General features: G+C 52.2%; 15 protein-coding genes. 6 read left to right on the top strand and 9 right to left on the bottom strand.

What is annotated here, in order from left to right; all coding sequences use genetic code 11:
• Nucleotides 1-16: 16 nt before the first annotated feature.
• Complete coding sequence (locus F4555_RS09565) at nt 17-283, top strand: exodeoxyribonuclease VII small subunit (protein ID WP_004014048.1); 267 nt, start codon at nt 17-19, stop codon at nt 281-283.
• A 106-nt stretch (nt 284-389) separates the two neighbouring features.
• Here the strand turns inward: F4555_RS09565 and iolD are convergent, their stop codons facing one another.
• From iolD to F4555_RS09550, 3 genes are read right to left on the bottom strand one after another with little or no spacing between them, the layout of a single operon-like run.
• Complete coding sequence (gene iolD / locus F4555_RS09560; RefSeq protein WP_004013611.1) at nt 390-2,285, bottom strand: 3D-(3,5/4)-trihydroxycyclohexane-1,2-dione acylhydrolase (decyclizing); 1,896 nt, start codon at nt 2,283-2,285, stop codon at nt 390-392.
• On the bottom strand, nt 2,285-3,193 hold the full coding sequence (iolB, locus tag F4555_RS09555; protein ID WP_004016008.1) for a 5-deoxy-glucuronate isomerase: 909 nt from the start codon (nt 3,191-3,193) through the stop codon (nt 2,285-2,287). The genes iolD and iolB overlap by 1 nt, the downstream gene beginning before the upstream one ends.
• A complete protein-coding gene (locus F4555_RS09550) occupies nt 3,190-4,053 on the bottom strand; it encodes a Cgl0159 family (beta/alpha)8-fold protein (RefSeq protein WP_004013613.1) in 864 nt (287 codons plus the stop codon). The genes iolB and F4555_RS09550 overlap by 4 nt, the downstream gene beginning before the upstream one ends.
• Before the next feature lie 499 nt (nt 4,054-4,552).
• On the opposite strand from F4555_RS09550, the gene F4555_RS09545 reads away from it, so the two are divergent.
• The 3 genes from F4555_RS09545 to F4555_RS09535 all read left to right on the top strand — a co-directional run bounded on the left by F4555_RS09545 (nt 4,553) and on the right by F4555_RS09535 (nt 8,039).
• On the top strand, nt 4,553-5,764 hold the full coding sequence (locus tag F4555_RS09545) for a Gfo/Idh/MocA family protein (RefSeq protein WP_004014050.1): 1,212 nt from the start codon (nt 4,553-4,555) through the stop codon (nt 5,762-5,764).
• A 13-nt stretch (nt 5,765-5,777) separates the two neighbouring features.
• Nucleotides 5,778-7,436 (top strand): MFS transporter, encoded by a 1,659-nt coding sequence (locus F4555_RS09540; RefSeq protein ID WP_004572084.1) that lies wholly within the window; start codon nt 5,778-5,780, stop codon nt 7,434-7,436.
• Nucleotides 7,437-7,814: 378 nt separating this feature from the next.
• Entirely contained in the window at nt 7,815-8,039 is a 225-nt protein-coding gene (locus F4555_RS09535; protein WP_103758749.1) for a hypothetical protein, read from the top strand.
• 58 nt (nt 8,040-8,097) lie between these two features.
• Here F4555_RS09535 and F4555_RS09530 read toward each other — a convergent pair whose 3' ends face one another.
• Nucleotides 8,098-8,895 (bottom strand): GntR family transcriptional regulator, encoded by a 798-nt coding sequence (locus F4555_RS09530; RefSeq protein WP_255312840.1) that lies wholly within the window; start codon nt 8,893-8,895, stop codon nt 8,098-8,100.
• Between the two features lie 318 nt (nt 8,896-9,213).
• Here F4555_RS09530 and iolC point away from each other — a divergent pair, with 318 nt between their 5' ends.
• Nucleotides 9,214-10,176, top strand: coding sequence for a 5-dehydro-2-deoxygluconokinase (gene iolC / locus F4555_RS09525; RefSeq protein WP_103758747.1), 963 nt, complete (start codon nt 9,214-9,216; stop codon nt 10,174-10,176).
• 84 nt (nt 10,177-10,260) lie between these two features.
• A complete protein-coding gene (locus F4555_RS09520) occupies nt 10,261-11,370 on the top strand; it encodes a zinc-binding dehydrogenase (protein ID WP_103758746.1) in 1,110 nt (369 codons plus the stop codon).
• A gap of 66 nt (nt 11,371-11,436) precedes the next feature.
• Here F4555_RS09520 and F4555_RS09515 read toward each other — a convergent pair whose 3' ends face one another.
• From F4555_RS09515 to F4555_RS09500, 5 genes are all read right to left on the bottom strand, one after another.
• On the bottom strand, nt 11,437-12,435 hold the full coding sequence (locus F4555_RS09515; protein ID WP_103758745.1) for a sugar phosphate isomerase/epimerase family protein: 999 nt from the start codon (nt 12,433-12,435) through the stop codon (nt 11,437-11,439).
• Nucleotides 12,436-12,460: 25 nt separating this feature from the next.
• Nucleotides 12,461-13,018, bottom strand: a complete 558-nt coding sequence (locus F4555_RS11485) for a Gfo/Idh/MocA family protein (RefSeq protein ID WP_255312841.1) — start codon at nt 13,016-13,018, stop codon at nt 12,461-12,463.
• A complete protein-coding gene (locus F4555_RS11480; RefSeq protein ID WP_255312842.1) occupies nt 12,913-13,644 on the bottom strand; it encodes a Gfo/Idh/MocA family protein in 732 nt (243 codons plus the stop codon). Before F4555_RS11480 ends, F4555_RS11485 begins: the two co-directional genes overlap by 106 nt.
• A 116-nt stretch (nt 13,645-13,760) precedes the next feature.
• Complete coding sequence (locus F4555_RS09505) at nt 13,761-14,720, bottom strand: LacI family DNA-binding transcriptional regulator (RefSeq protein WP_103758744.1); 960 nt, start codon at nt 14,718-14,720, stop codon at nt 13,761-13,763.
• Nucleotides 14,720-15,706 carry a LacI family DNA-binding transcriptional regulator gene (locus F4555_RS09500; RefSeq protein ID WP_103758743.1) on the bottom strand — a complete coding sequence of 329 codons (987 nt, stop codon included), beginning with the start codon at nt 15,704-15,706 and terminating at the stop codon, nt 14,720-14,722. Before F4555_RS09500 ends, F4555_RS09505 begins: the two co-directional genes overlap by 1 nt.

Below are 15,706 nucleotides of genomic sequence, written 5' to 3'. Positions count from 1 at the left end.
ATAAAGGAGGAATAACATGGCAGCAAAACAAACCGACAAGGACGCAGCCAAAAACCCGGACACAGCCGCAGACGCGCCGGATTTCGCGGATATCGCGGGCATGTCTTACGAACAGGCTCGCACGGAGCTGATTGGGGTGGTACAAGGCCTGGAAAACCCCGAGGCGCCCCTGGAGGACACGATGCAACTGTGGGATCGGGGCGAGGCCTTGGCGGGGCACTGCCAAAAAATTCTCGATGCCGCTGCCGCGAAACTCGCGGCACGCCAGGCCGAAAGCGCCTAGCCTTCAAAGACGCGAGGATATAGCTATTCTTCATTCGGTTAACACAATCTGTGGTGGGAACGTACTACATTCCCACCACAGATGTTCATCCTGCTAGAGCCTTACCCTACAGATACAAGCGTTGGATAGCCTTTTTCTTCTCATATTCTTTCCGAGCTTGCTGGGTGGAATCAAGACGAGAAACCTCGGCTACTGCCACATCCCACCAGCTGGAGCTGGGTGGATTCGGGCCATACAAATCCGTTTCAATGTGAATCATGGTGGCTCGGTCGGAAGCCTTAGCCTTACGGAAGGCTTCCCGGAATTCATCCATAGTGGATACGCACAGCACGTCTAGCCCCCAAGACTGCGCGTTCTTGGCGATATCTACCGGAATATATTCACCCGGTTCATTGTGCGCCGCTCCACCACCCATGGTGTAGCGGGTACCGAAACGTTGGGAACCATGGGATTCAGACAAAGCTCCGATGGAAGCGAAACCGTGGTTTTGCAACAGTACATAGATTACTTTCAGACGTTCCTGTACCACAGTGGCCAGTTCCATCGGCAGCATCTGATAGGTACCATCACCCACAATTGAAACCACTTCCGATTCGGGGTACGCCAGTTTCACCCCCATTCCGGCGGGAATCTCGTATCCCATAGTGGAGAAAGCGTATTCCACGTGGTACTGCTTGGGATTCTTGGCTTGCCACAATGCCTGCAGGTCACCCGGCATGGAGCCGGCGGCGTTGATGACAATATCGTCGTCATCCATCATTTCATTCAAGGCACCAAAGACTTCGAGCTGGGAAGGCAAGGGCTTGTGGTCTAGATGATAGAGCTCGCGGGTAACTTTCTCCCAGGCAGCCTTTTCCTGGGTGATTTTCTGGGTGTATTCGTCGCAGACGTGCCAGCCCTCCAAGGCTTTCGTCAAGTCGGTCAGGGCTTCACGGGCATCAGCGACCAGCATTTCTCCGGCATTTTTAATGGCATCAAATGCTTTGACATTGATATTGACAAAGGAAACGTCCGGGTTCTTGAACGCAGTGCGTGATGCCGTGGTGAAGTCCGAATAGCGCGTGCCCACCCCAATAATCAAATCCGCCTCGTCAGCCAGGTGATTAGCGCTGTCGCATCCGGTGGAACCCACCCCTCCCACGGCCTGAGGGTGGTCGAAGTTGATAGCGCCTTTACCTGCTTGGGTGTCAGAAACTGGTATTCCGGTGGCAGCGGCGAAATCGCGTAGCGCCTGGGAGGCCTCGGAGTATTTCACGCCCCCGCCGGCCACAATCAGGGGTTGCTTCGCGGCTTTAATGGCCGCAACTGCCCGATTCAGGGAAGCCCGATCCAGGGGGGAACGGCGAATATGCCACACGCGCCTCATGAACGCCTTGACCGGGAAATCGAAGGCTTCGGCCTGGACATCTTGGGGCAGCGCCAAGGTGACTGCCCCGGTATCCGCCGGGTCGGTCAAAGCGCGGAAAGCCTGCATCAGGGATGGAATCAGCTGTTCGGGACGGTTAATGCGGTCAAAGAACACGCTGACCGGGCGGAACGCATCGTTTACCGAGATGTCAAGGGTCTGAGCGTTTTCTACCTGCTGCAATACCGGATCGGGAGTGCGGGTGGCGAAAATATCACCGGGGAACAACAGTACCGGCAAACGGTTTGTTGTGGCCAAAGCTGCACCTGTCACCATGTTGAGCGCACCCGGGCCAATCGAAGAAGTACACATATAAATGCGCTGCCGGTTAGTGGCCTTGGCATAAGCGGCAGCTGCGTTGACCATACCCTGCTCGTTACGGGGCATGATATAGGGTAAGGAACCGCCGTCTGGTTCCGGGTCGATTTCGTTTTGAAGTATTGCCTGACCGATACCGCACACATTGCCGTGTCCGAAGATACCGAAAGCCCCGGAGACGAAGCGGTGCTCTTGCCCGTCATGTTCAATATATTGGTTCACCAGGAAACGAACGATGGCCTGGCCTACTGTCAAACGTACTGTTTCTACGTTGGTCATTATTTCACCTCTGATTTGTTGATTGGAAAGAAAGGAACCCGGGTGTCAATCTCAAGGCCTTCCCACGCCTGACGCATCCAGGTATGAATCGGATCATCGCTCATCAACCACACCGAATCCTCGGCGGGGCCACCCATGACATTCAGGTAATACATGTCATAGCCGGGTGCGGCCGCAGAAGGACCGTGATAGCCATGTGGCACCAGCACTGTGTCCCCCGAACGAACTTCGGTACACACATCAATGGGGTGACTGGGGGAATCGTAAATCCGCTGTAAACCGAAACCAGCGGTTTTCTGGGCACTGTCAGCCAGGCCACCTTCGCGGATTTCGTAATAATAGATCTCCTCCAAAACCCGCTCGGTGTCGGTGTGTTCATCGTGTTTGTGTGGGGGATAGCTCGACCAGTTCCCCCCAGGGGTGAGTACTTCGGTGACTAGCAGGTGCGAGGTCTCTAAGGTGTTACCAAGGGCGTAGTTGTTGACTTGCCGGGTCCAGTTACCGGAACCGCGAATCCCGCAGTTTACTTCCGCCGCAGGACAGTAGCGCAGGGGAAAATCTTTGGTCGCCTTGGTCGCCGGGAGGGCAAAACGGCCTTCATGAGTGGCAGTGAGCGTGAATTCAGTGTGACGTGGAACATAGAGGTAATCAGTGACACCTGTCCAGACAGATTCCCGTCCTCTTAGTTCAAAACTTTCGCCAGCAATCTGGATTTTTGCTGCGCCCTCAAAAGGAAGCACCAGCATTTCTTCCTCGCCGGTGTCGATGTGTTGGTTTTCATCTTTTTGTAAAGCTAGTACGCGCAGTGAGCACCATGTCCATCCGGCTCGTTGGGCAGAAATCGAGGTTTGAAATTTACCAGTGGCGGTGCTTCCGGCCTTGACCACATATTTTTCATTGTCACTCATAGTAACCCCACAGTGTTATCGACGGCTTTTGCCACGTCGTTGTCGGCTGGGAACAGGAGGGAACGACCAATTACCAGGCCGAAAACATTCGGTTGTTGCAAGGCGATTCGCCACTTTTCTAAAGCCGCGTCGGCATCTTTTGATACCTCGCCACCTAGGATGAGTGATGGCAGGGTCGATGCCTCCATGACCCGTTCCATGTCATCCACACAGGGCAGCTTTAGCCAAGTGTACGCGGAACTGCGTCCCAGCCCAGAGGCGATAGCCATGGATTTAATCACCGCCTCGGGGGTTAGGTCATTGACAATTGAGCCGTTAACCCAGTTGGACATAAACGGCTCAATCATTGTAACCAGGTGTTGCTGGGACATGGCATTGACCACGTCAGCAGTCGCTTTGAGGGTGTTGGCGGTAGCCGGATCTGCCAGGTTGATTCGGGTCAGGGTTTTACCGCCATCGAGATGCGCGGCCGCAATCCCGGCGGGGTCGTAACAGTTGAATTGGTCATCCATTTCAAACTTGGCTCCTTGCAAGCCCACCCGGTTCATGGAGCCGTAGACCAGTTTTCCTTCCAGGGCTCCCAGAAGAGTTAAATCCTCAATGATGTCTGCGGTGCCTAGAAAACCGTTAACTCCAGGTCGGCTCAGCGCTTCGACGCAGCGTTCCAGGACATCAATACGGCTGGCCATGGCGGTACTGTTTCCCCCCGCGCCTAGGGCACCTCTCGCGGGGTGGTCGCAGGCAATAATCATGAGTCTCTCGCCGGTTTTGAGTTTGCCCGGTTGACGAGACTCCAGCGCCTGCGCAATCCGTTGCGGTTCGTACATTCTAATTTCGGGAATCTCTTTTATAGCTACCATTTCTCTGCTTTCACTAGTTAGATGAGCCTCGCCGCTCAAAACTGCACCAGGTGCGGGTGTGTCCCTTTCGTGCACGCCCGTCCTTGGCCTTAACCACAGCAAGTATCTCTTGTTGTAACCTGCTATGTCAAGTATATGTTAGTACATTAAACGTCAAAAAACAACACCAGAGGTTACAATTTTCGTCGGTAGGCTTCGTGGTTCTTGGATTTAGCGCATACTTCCTGTTCATAAGTGGTTTTTAGCTTGCTAGATTTCCGTCATATCCTGTTACGCTAGTGCGGTAACTTCCCAGCTGTAAAGGATCAGTAAGTAGGTGTAAAGTAGCGTCTGGGCAGTAAATTGCAGACAAATGCAAATTTTCACTTTTTCTGTCTTGACAATATGCTGGTGTAAGGGTAAATTTGTGCTCACATAGGGCGGCTTGGCGTTATTGCTTCGCTGTTTAAGTTCCGGTTTCATGGTTGATGCCGGATGTCGATATAGAAAGAGAGTAGCCATGAGCAAAAACAGAACTATAGGTGTGGGCGTAATTTCTCTAGGTTGGATGGGGCGCCTACATACTCGTGCTTACAAAACAATGGCGGAAAAGTTCCCCGAACTAGACGCGAGCATTCGTCTCGTTGTAGCGTGTGACCCCGTTGAGGAAAACCAGAAGCTGGCTACTGAAGCGCTTGGTTTCGAGAAGGCGGTTTCCGACTACCATGATGTTATCAACAACCCTGAGGTGGACGTAGTCTCTATCTGTTCACCGAACTTTTTGCACCACGAAATCGGTATTGCTGCGGCCAAGGCCGATAAGCCATTCTGGATTGAAAAACCGATGGGTGTGTCAGCGGTAGAGTCTCGGGAGATAGCCCAAGCAGCCGCCGAGGCTGGGATTGTGACATCGGTTGGCTTCAACTACCGCCACGTTCCCGCCATCGAAGAGGCGCGTAGACTAATCGCTGCAGGCAAACTCGGACGCATTACCAACGTTCGTTGCTGGTTGTTAGCGGACTATGCATCTAGTCCCAAAGGAGCTTTTACTTGGCGATATGAACGCAAGCGAGCCGGTTCTGGTGTTGTTGGCGACTTGTTGAGCCATGGAGCTGACCTAGTGCAGTATCTATTGGCGGATCGAATCAAGTCGGTTTCGGCTCTCACTGACACCTTTATACTTAATCGCCCAATCCCGCTTAAGCAAGGTGTTGGTCATACCGGGTGGGTGGTTTCCGACGAGACCCGTCCTGTCGAAAATGAAGATTACGTTGCTGCTATGATTCGTACTGATGCAGGTGTCGTAGGTACTTTGGAATCCAGCCGTGTTGCGGTCGGTCCGCGTGCTGAATACATCATCGAAGTTTACGGTACTGATGGTTCAATCCGTTGGAATTTCGAGAAGCTCAACGACCTTGAGGTGTGTCTTGGCCAGGACAATGGTGAAGTGCATGGATATGTCCGATCGATGGCCAACCCACATTATCCCAATTTTATGCGTTTCCAACCCGGTGCGGGCACCTCAATGGGATTCGATGATCAGAAGTCCGTTGAATGTTACAAATTCTTAGCTGGCGTATTGGAAAACAAACAACTTGGTCCATCCACAGCCGATGGTTGGGCAGCAGCAGAAGTAGATGAAGCCATCGTTGCTTCTGCTGCCGATGGCCGCTGGCATGATGTTGCTGTCGTTGACGGTCCATTGACCTACAACTTGGGCTTTGGCGAGTAAATAAGGAGGGACAATGTCAGGAAAAACAATGCTTTCTAAGCAGGAAGTAACGAAACTTACAGCCGACACCCCGATGTCGGGCAAGCATCGCGGGATTGCTTTGGTTGCTGCCACAGCCACATTGGGTTCCTTCCTGTTTGGTTACGACACTGGCGTTATCTCGGGAGCTTTGCCGTACATGCACATGCCGGTACAGGCCGATGGTTTCCTGTTGAGCTCGTTCACGGAAGGCCTTATCGGCTTCTTTCTACTGGTAGGTGCGGCGTTTGGGGCGCTATTCGGCGGACGTTTATCTGATAAATATGGACGCCGCCACAACATTATTATGTTGGCTATCCTCTTTGTGATTGGGGCGCTAGCCTGTACATTCTCGCCGAACCTGGTGGTAATGTACATCTCTAGGTTCATCTTGGGTATGGCTGTTGGCGGTGCCTCTGCCACGGTTCCGGTTTATCTGGCCGAGGTAGCTCCGAAGCGAATTCGGGGTACAATCGTGGCAATTGACCAGCTCATGATTGTAACTGGACAACTTTTTGCATTTATCTTTAACGCGATTATCAACCTGGTTCAGGGCGGGCCGAAAGTAAATGTCGAGGCCGACCCGTCGGGCACTCTGACCACGCTTGGGGTGCAGCCGTGGTCTAACATCACCAAGTTCCACAACATTATGGGTACCGATGAGTATCAGGCGTTTGTAGAACAACTCGTCTATCACGGTGTCCACGCTGGTAACGGTTCGACCTGGCGTTACATGCTCGTGCTTTGCACCGTTCCGGCTATCGCCCTGTGGCTGTTGATGCGTTTGATGCCGGAGTCACCGCGGTGGTATGCGGTCAATAATAAGTACATCGAGGCCATCGGTGCGCTTAAGCGGGTTCGTGATCATCGTGACGGCGCGATTGAAGACGAGGTAATGGAAATTGTTGAAAATAACGAACAAGATTCCACGGCTCGCAAGGGGAAGCTGGGGGATATTTTCCGCATTCCTTGGGTGCGCAGGTTGTTCCTGGTGGGGATGCTGTTGGCAGCTTCCAACCAGCTCAACGGGGTAAATACGGTGATGTACTATGCGCCAAAGGTGCTGGAGTATGCAGGTATGGATACCACCGCCGCGATTACCGCGCAGGTAGCCAACGGTGTCATGTCGGTTGGTGGCTCGGCGCTGGGTCTTTATCTAGTTTACAAACTGCGGCGTCGCACGATTTTGTTGGGCTGTGTCGCGGCGGTGTTCGTCACCCTGGGTACTATAGCGGTTTTGTTTGGGACTATGATTCAACCGCACATGGACCAGGGTACGGTGCCGCCTCCGATTGCGGCTTATCTGATTCTGGTGCTGATGGGTATTTTCATGTTGATTGTGCAGTCTTCCAACGGTCCGGTTGTGTGGACGATGCTGGGTGAGATGTTTCCGGCTCCGGTTCGTGGCGTTGCTAACGGCAGTGCGGTTTTCTTTATGTGGATCGTGAACGCTTGTGTGACGCTGCTGTTCCCGTTGCTGATTGACAACCTTGGTGGTGGTTGGACCTACGCTATCTTCGCGGTCATTAACGTAGGTGTCTTTTTCTTGTTGTGGAAGTGGATGCCCGAGACCAGCAACCTCTCGATAGAAGAAATCGAGGTGGAGATGAAAAAGGAGTTCATCCGTTCTGGTGACAAGGTGACTGATTTCTAAGCAATAGGTAGACAGTAGGCAACAGTAAACAAGCAAAAGGCTGGGTTCGAGGAGTCGGACTCAGCCTTTTGTTGCGTTGTTGCTAGAGTTGGTTAGTGGTGGGATTTTGGGTTGGGAAGCTCGCTTTGGGGGTGGCGTTTGCGTTCATGAGGTGATGCGAAAAGTGAATTGTGTTTACATTTATGTTTAAAGAATTTGGCTAAATCAGAACAAAGTACCTCATGAACCGTAACAAAAACGCCAGCCATTAGACCTCAAGTGAAGAGGGCTGTATAGTAGTAGATGCCGCGAGCGAGAAACTCCTCGGGGCGAAAGTACACGGTGGTGCGAGGTGCATCACCAAGATGGACTTCGCACCGGAGAATAAAGGAGTACCGCATGAGCGCGATTACACTTGAAAAGACGGCTTCTGTAGAGAACCTCGCGACGAGCAATCAGGCGCGCGGGAAGCAACTGGCCACGATGCTGCTAATGCTGCTGGCTGTTGCCATTTTGGTCGCTTTTTGGGGCTTGCTTACCAACCCGATTTTGACCATAGTTGCCGGCTTGGCTACCGGGATTGCTGTTCCCACCATGATTATTAGCTACCTTATTAATGGCTAAGAAAAGAATGCGTGGATGCTAAGTCCTGGATTTTATCCAGGCGAAGTTTACTTTAGCATTAGATGTATGCCGTTGGTGATGCTAGGCCGTCACCAACGGCATTGTTATATGCGTATTGCGCTGCATCATAACAGTGACTCGCGTATTCGATAATACGCCCCGTCTCGTCGTAGGCGGTTCGTTTCGTGGTAACAAGAGCGGCTGCGGGGTTGACATGTAGCATTTTTACCTCATAATCCGTGGCATTCTTAGCCCCAACCTGCTGGTACCCCGATTGCAGCTGCACTCCCGACTGAGCCAGACATTGGTAGAAGCCATCGCGTGCCAGGTCTGTCAGTGAGGGCGCAATGTCAGAGGGCACATAGTTATGCATCAGGGCAAAACGTGAATTATCTAGCCAGCGCAGCCGCTCAAAGAAAACAATCTCGCTGCCGACTTCACAGCCAAGTTTTTCGCTAATGTCATCGTCAGCGAAACGAACCTCGTAACGCAGCACTTCCGTGCGGGTGGTGTGCCCCGCGCGAATCAAATCATCATTTAGACTCGAGAGTTTCACCTGGCGCTGCACTGGGGTAGGGGAGACTCGTGTGCCCACCCCGCGACGACGTGACAGCAACCCTTTGGCCGCTAAATCTTGGAAGGCACGTCGCACTGTGGGTCGAGAAATTTTCAGCCGATTTGCCAGGGAAACTTCGTCTTCGATTGTCTGGCCGGGCTGAATTTCGTGTTTGGTAATCATATGTTCCAACTGCAGCGAAATCTGCTGATGTAGGGCAGTGTGTGAGTCACGATCAATTGCAAAATTCAGGATGTGGGGTTCGTCTAAGTTCTCCTTATCGGATTTGGCAGCTTTCATGTCACTCTTTCGTTCGCATAGGGGGCATCTCTGCGGCAGTAATACTCACTGGCTTCACGGGTGTACAAACGCCACAGGCTCTCTTAGAGTGCCGCAGTTCACACGCACATAACCTATTCTGAATAATACCATCTACTGTCAAATACTAATAACAAACCAGTAAAATTGTGGGATTTATCGCGGATTTACCTACTTTTCCAGCATTCCTAATTTCAATACCGCACATTTGTAAGCCCAGTTGTATTGACAAATATGAAACTTTGTTATATGGTTGAGAATGTTCCGCTTGGATACACGACGAAGTGAGGAGATGTAGGCATGGTAGTTCATGATGTTCTGACAGTTGGTCGCAGCGGGGTGGATGTGTATCCGCTGCAGGTAAACACTCCCTTGAATGAGGTGAAAACATTCCAGAAATTCTTGGGCGGCTCGCCGATGAACGTGGCGGTTGCGGCCGCGAGGCTCGGTGAGGATGTTGCGATTTTGACTGGGGTGGGTGATGACCCCTTTGGCAAGTATGTTCGCGACGAGATGCGACGTCTTGGCGTTAGCGATGAGTTTGTCATTACTGACTCGAACTTGAACACCCCGGTTACCTTCTGTGAGTTGGTAGCGGAGGCTCCTTTCTTCTTCTACCGAGAACCCTCCGCGCCGGACTTGCAAATCAAGGTGTCTGATTTGCCTGAGGAAACCGTCAAGAACTGCAAGGTTTTCTGGTTTTCTGGCACCGGCCTGTGCGAAGACCCTTCCTATACCACCCATGTCGAGGCTCTAAAGATGCGGGGACGTAAGTCATACACGATTTTTGATATGGATTGGCGCCCCATGTTCTGGGCAGACCCCGAGGAAGCTAAGAAACGTTATGCGCAGTGCTTAGAGTTTACGGATGTGGCGGTGGGTAACCGTGCCGAATGTGAGATAGCGGTAGGAGAAAAAGAACCCGATCGCGCTGCTGATGCGCTCCTAGAACGCGGCGTGAAGATTGCTATTGTAAAGCAGGGCAGTGAAGGAGCCCTAGCTAAGACTGCGGATGAACGAGCGGTAGTACCGGTGCTTCCCGCTACGGTTATCAATGGTAGTGGTTCGGGCGATGCTTTCGGTGGTTCCCTGATTCACGGTTTACTGCAAGGATGGGGCTTGGAAAAGATTATCCAGGGATGCAACGCTGCCGGAGGAATTGTGGCCTCGCGTCTAGAATGTTCTACGGCCATGCCCACCGAGGCAGAAATTTGGAAGGCAATTAATGCCGGTACGTGTGATGTCCTGAACCAGGAAGCTTGAACCCTTTCCCGCCAGTTGCATAAAAATATCTAAGTTCTTGAAATATTAAATGGAGGAAAAATGTCAGGAAATATCCCAGAAACAATGAAGGCTGCCGTGTTGCGTGACCCCCAGGAGGGTTTGCGCGTGGAGACAATAAAGACTCCCCGGCCGCGCAGTCGCGAGGTGCTGGTCAAAGTGGCCGCGTGTGGAATGTGCCACTCTGATCTTCACGTTATCCACGGCAAGATAGCCTTCCCCTACCCGTGTGTTCTTGGCCATGAGGTGACAGGTGAGATTGTGGAGCTCGGTTCTGATAACGACCACACTGGGTTGAAGGTGGGGCAAAAGGTATCGGGAGCTTTCCTGATGCCCTGTGGGCAATGCAGCCACTGTGCCGAAGGTCGCGATGACTTGTGCGACACGTTCTTTAACCTGAACCGTCTGCAAGGAAAACTCTACGATGGACAGACCCGCTTGTTTGGGACAAACGGAGAAGAAATCGCTATGTACTCGATGGGTGCCCTGGCGCAGTATTGCGTGATTCCCTCCACCTCGGTGGCAGTGCTGCCAGACGATATCGACCTGGTTCCGGGGGCAATTTTGGGATGCGCGGCGATGACCGCCTACGGTGCGGTACGCCGTGGCGCTGACTTACGTTTCGGGGAAACTGTAGCCGTGGTAGCCACTGGTGGAGTCGGCTCTAACATTATCCAAATCTCTAAAGCCTTCGGAGCCAGCCAGATTATTGCCGTGGATGTGGCGGATGACAAGTTGGAAGCCGCCAAGCGGCTGGGGGCTACCAACGTGGTTAACTCCACCAAGGAGGATGTCCACGAAGCGGTCTTTAAGCTTACTGGTGGTAAAGGCGTTGATGTGGCATTTGAAGCTTTGGGGCGTCCGGAAACTTGGGAATCTGCCTTGAATGCTTTGTCCGATGGTGGTCGCATGGTTCCGATTGGTTTAGGCGCGGGCGTTCAGACGGCCGGGGTGGAAATTAACCGCACGGTGCGCCGCGGACAATCGATTTTGGGATCCTATGGGGCACGGACTCGCGTGGATTTGCCCAAAGTTATCGAGATGGCCGCCAAAGGGTACATCGATTACTCTCGGATTGTCACCCGGCGTTTCTCACTAGAGGATGCCGGTAAAGGATACGATGAACTGGCTGCGGGCAAGATTCAAGGCCGCGCAGTGGTTGACATGTCATTGTAAAAATATCATTTTGAAAAACGGTGGCTGCGAGGTGATACTCGCAGCCACCGCAGATTTGTTTGGCCATCACAGACCTTTAGCCGCCTCAACCAGGGTCTTGGCACTCATTTCCAGGCCTTCTACAGTGCCATATTTGACATCCTCGTGTTCAATGGAAACATTCATATCCGAGTTAATCTTGGCAATCTTCTGGCAGAAAGCAGTCCAGAAATCCAAGTCATGACCACCTCCGACATAGACGAATCTCCAGGCGGGGTTTTCCGGCCATACCTGGCACCAGTGGTTCATGGCACTGGGGTAGCGTTCGTCCTCGTTTTCTGGCCAGTGGACAAACTCGGTGTCCAATACTCCTTTCGTGGCGCAGCCCTTTTCAATCTTGGTATCCTTGGCGTGAACATGGAGAATATGCTTGCCCAGGAAATCGAGGCATTCCAAAATATCCATCTGCTGCCACATCAAGTGTGAAGGATCCATATTCACCCCAATATGTTTTACCCCGGTGCGCTTGAGGAAACGCATGAAATTGTGGGGGGTAAAGATGGTGTTGTGCGGGTGGAGCTCCCAGGCGATTTTCACCCCTGCATCGCCGGCGCGTTTATCCACCTCAATCCAGTACTTATCGACTACAGATTCTTGGTATTCCAAGATTTCACCATAAACACCATCCCAGGGGTTTATTACCCAGGACGGGTACTTAGCCTCTGAATCTGAACCCGGCGCACCGGACATGGTAACAACTTCGCCGACACCCAACAACCCGGCTAGTTTGATGGCTCGTTTCAGGTCATAGTCGTGTTTGGGTCCAACATCAGGCAGGGGGCTGAGCGGATTACCGTTGGCGTTCAGGCCGGCCAGTTTCATCCCCTTTTCCGCAAATATCCCCAGATAGTCTTCACGAGCAGCCTTAGAGCTGAGAAGCAAATCAACGTGTGCGTGTGGACTGGGTACAAAACCGCCAACATTAACTTCGGCACCGTTTAACCCCATTCCTTTGGCAATGTCTAAAGCCTGTGCAAGCGGGTATGCTCCGAGGCACTGTGAGTAAAAGCTGAGTGTTAAAGACATGGTTTTCTCCTTTTCAGGTGGTTGTTTAGTTGATTTTTACTGCTTTACCAGCGTTGGCAGCAGATTCAGCAATTGCTTGTTGGATGCGCATCGCACGGTATCCGTGATTGAAACCAGGAACTTTTGGTAGACCCTCATCAATTCCTGCTACCTGATTCAAGAAGGCTCGAGCCTGGTAGGTAAACTGGTCTATCTGGGTGACCCCTACGCCACCGAAAGCCATCGAGGAGCCGTTGGCGAAATACGGAAACTCGGGATTGACCAGGATACGACGCTTGCCGGACAAACCTGAAGAACCTGCTAAGTCCGATAGTTTTATCTCGGCGGCGCGAGACATATCGAAATATGCCTTCCCTTTAGTGCCGCTGACTTCAAACTCTAAACCATTCGCATCCCCAGCTGAGACCCGGGAAACCGCTAATGAAGCCACTGCACCGGACTTGAAAACCGCAGTGAAAGTGGCGGCATCATCGTTTTCTACTGTCTCGGTGGCGGCGGCTTCGGCGGAGATACCACGTCCCCCAGAAATCCCTTGGACTGTGGGGGACGTTTCTTGATAACCGTAGTGAAAGCACCGCCGCACACATAGTCAATAGAACCGCAGATAAACTCGGCAGTGTCGATGAGGTGTGAACCCACATCACCCAAAGCTCCCGAGCCCATTGGCCCCTTATAGCGCCATGCGATTGGTGTGCTTGGGTCTAGACCGTAGTCGCACATGTAACGACCAGTAAACTGAATTAGTTCCCCGAGTTCGCCGCTCTGCGCCATCTTCGCGATTTGTGCAATACCGGGTTGACGGCGGTAGCCGAAGCCGATGCCGGTGATTACATTTGCCTCGCTGGCTGCTTCAACCATAGCCTTGGCATCTTCGAGATTGTCAGTTAAGGGCTTTTCGCATAGCACGTGTTTGCCTGCCTTGATTAGCTCAACGGCGATTTCGCGGTGCATCGAATTTGCCACAACAATCGAGACGACATCAATACTAGGGTCGGAGGCAATCTCGTGCCAGTCAGTCACCGCTTTTTCGTAACCATATGCCCGTGCAGCGTCTTTAGCGAAGGGTTGATAGGCATCACAGATTGCTGCGTAACGCAGCGGGGGAAGCTTGTCAGTTTCATAAATAGTGGTGGCTTGGCGCCAGGCGTTAGCGTGGGTGCGACCAGCCATGCCAGCACCGATTACAGCAACAGAAATTTTCTGGCTCAATTTCAGACTCCTTTATCCGAAGGCGGGTTAATCACATAATTAACGCGCGTTAATTATGTGATTTACCCAGCGCTAGGGTACCTGTCAAGACAAATAGGGGATAAATCGGTTTAATGTTAGCTATTTACCCGAGAAGAGTCTCGAACCATCAGTCGGGGGGTGACGATACACTCGGTAGCAGCGCCGGGGCTACCATCGAGAATCTTAAAGGAAAGCTCCGCTTGCCGCTGTGGGTTCTGGTCGATTGAAGTAAGTTCAAACTGGGGATGATCAGCTAGGTAGGTGTTGTCATAGCTGATAACGCAAATGTCGCTACCTGGCATCATGCCGGCTGCCTTAATAGCAGAAATCACGTCAATGGCAATCAAGTCGTTTTGCACCAGATAACACTCGCCCCGTTCTATATTTAAACGCCGGCGGAGATAAGAATCGTGAGACTTGATGATAAGGTCAATGCCACAGTCCTTGGTTGCAGCCTTGATTGCTTCCAGACGGTACTGGGAGGCGCTATCTGCCCCGGAATCAGCCACGTAGTTAATCCGCCCTATCCCTCTCGAAAGCGCATGACTGCTGATTAATTCTGCCGCTTCATACTCATCAATATGTACAGCGCTGATATATTCGCCCATAGACGGCACCCCCACAGCGACAACGGGATACTTCACGGCCAAATCCTCGAAGTGCTGTGCTGGACAGTACGGAGTAACTAGAATGATTCCTTTTACTCGCATCTGTTCGAATTGATCTAGCAGCTTATCAAGACGTCCTGATTCTGGTGAGGCAGTGGCAGCAAGCGTAACCAGCCCCCGATTATCTGCCTCGTTTTGGTAGGCACAAACCAGCGACTCGAAATAAGGATTTCTAAGGTTGGGAAGAATCATTCCCACCAGTGTGCTGCGCGAGGAAGCCAGCATAGCTGCAGTGAAATTTCTGCTGTAGCCGAGTTCTTTGGCAATTTTTTTGATTCTCTCGGCTGTGTCGGGAGCCACTCGATTCGAACCCGAGAGAGCCAGCGATACCAACCCTCTAGAAACTCCCGCTGCCTTGGCCACATCCGTCTGTGTAATCTGTCGCATCACACACCATAACGCACACTCGAAGCTCTTCGCACCAAGCTAGTTGGTAGTACGAGCTGGGTATCTTTTTTTCGACCTGAAATTCTTTGCTTCAGTAAAGCGACACTTTTCGCAGTCATCCGATTCGTGTTTTGATCTATAGAAGTGAGTGCAAGACCAGGGATTGCCGCCAGATAGGTGTTATCGAAGCCGGTGATACCAACATCAGCGCCAACTGACAAGCCGCTGCGCATAACTGCTGAAGCGCTACGGAACGCTGTCATGCCGTTGTGTGCCACTATTGCTAGCCCCTTGCCGTGCTGCTTGAGTAATTCGCTAACCTTTGTTTCCACTGCTTCATCTGGAATAACGAAGCTGTTTGAGGTCATGCCAGTGCTCGCAATCGCTTCGTAATAGCCAAGCTTGCGCAGCTTTGTGGAAGCACTTTTCATGTCAGAAAGCGTGCACAGGTGAATAATGTTTGTGTATCCGGCTGTTATCAGTTCCGTAGTTGCCAATCTAGCTCCCCCAATATCATCGGCGTAGATCAAATCGGCACCTTCGGGGCTGGTAGGCGCGGTTAAAACCACGCTAGGAGTGTTACGAACCACCGTGGAAAAATCGGACTCAATTCTCCGGGGAGCAACGAGTAGCAAACCATCCACACCGAAATCTACAAACCGGTTTATTGCCCCGCGTTCGCTCTCGGAATCGGTGGTCATAACAAACAGGCCGATGTCATCACGGTCACAAGCCTCGCGAAGCTTTTGTGCCAGCACCCCAAAAAAAGCATTGGATAAATCCGGCAGCAATAACCCGTAAACCCCGCTGGATGCCGTTGCTAACTTGCGGGCGGCCGTGTTTACCCGATAACCGGTCTTTTCGATTGCCTTAAGGATAGCCTGACGGGAGGCCACAGCGACACGTTTGTCGCTATTTACCACCAGCGAAACGGTTTGCCGGGAAACTCCCGCGATGCGAGCAACATCGACTTGGGTAGCTCGCAT

The sequence above is a fragment of the Mobiluncus mulieris genome, assembly GCF_014204735.1.
GTDB lineage: Bacteria > Actinomycetota > Actinomycetes > Actinomycetales > Actinomycetaceae > Mobiluncus > Mobiluncus mulieris.
This window is presented reverse-complemented; position numbering and strand designations above follow the sequence as displayed.

Bases quoted from the DNA above. Each gene is read 5' to 3' on its own strand.
- F4555_RS09565 (WP_004014048.1), top strand. From the start codon at position 17: ATGGCAGCAAAACAAACCGACAAGGACGCAGCCAAAAACCCGGACACA.
- iolD (WP_004013611.1), bottom strand. From the start codon at position 2,285: ATGACCAACGTAGAAACAGTACGTTTGACAGTAGGCCAGGCCATCGTT.
- iolB (WP_004016008.1), bottom strand. From the start codon at position 3,193: ATGAGTGACAATGAAAAATATGTGGTCAAGGCCGGAAGCACCGCCACT.
- F4555_RS09550 (WP_004013613.1), bottom strand. From the start codon at position 4,053: ATGGTAGCTATAAAAGAGATTCCCGAAATTAGAATGTACGAACCGCAA.
- F4555_RS09545 (WP_004014050.1), top strand. From the start codon at position 4,553: ATGAGCAAAAACAGAACTATAGGTGTGGGCGTAATTTCTCTAGGTTGG.
- F4555_RS09540 (WP_004572084.1), top strand. From the start codon at position 5,778: ATGTCAGGAAAAACAATGCTTTCTAAGCAGGAAGTAACGAAACTTACA.
- F4555_RS09535 (WP_103758749.1), top strand. From the start codon at position 7,815: ATGAGCGCGATTACACTTGAAAAGACGGCTTCTGTAGAGAACCTCGCG.
- F4555_RS09530 (WP_255312840.1), bottom strand. From the start codon at position 8,895: ATGAAAGCTGCCAAATCCGATAAGGAGAACTTAGACGAACCCCACATC.
- iolC (WP_103758747.1), top strand. From the start codon at position 9,214: ATGGTAGTTCATGATGTTCTGACAGTTGGTCGCAGCGGGGTGGATGTG.
- F4555_RS09520 (WP_103758746.1), top strand. From the start codon at position 10,261: ATGAAGGCTGCCGTGTTGCGTGACCCCCAGGAGGGTTTGCGCGTGGAG.
- F4555_RS09515 (WP_103758745.1), bottom strand. From the start codon at position 12,435: ATGTCTTTAACACTCAGCTTTTACTCACAGTGCCTCGGAGCATACCCG.
- F4555_RS09505 (WP_103758744.1), bottom strand. From the start codon at position 14,720: ATGCGACAGATTACACAGACGGATGTGGCCAAGGCAGCGGGAGTTTCT.
- F4555_RS09500 (WP_103758743.1), bottom strand. From the start codon at position 15,706: ATGCGAGCTACCCAAGTCGATGTTGCTCGCATCGCGGGAGTTTCCCGG.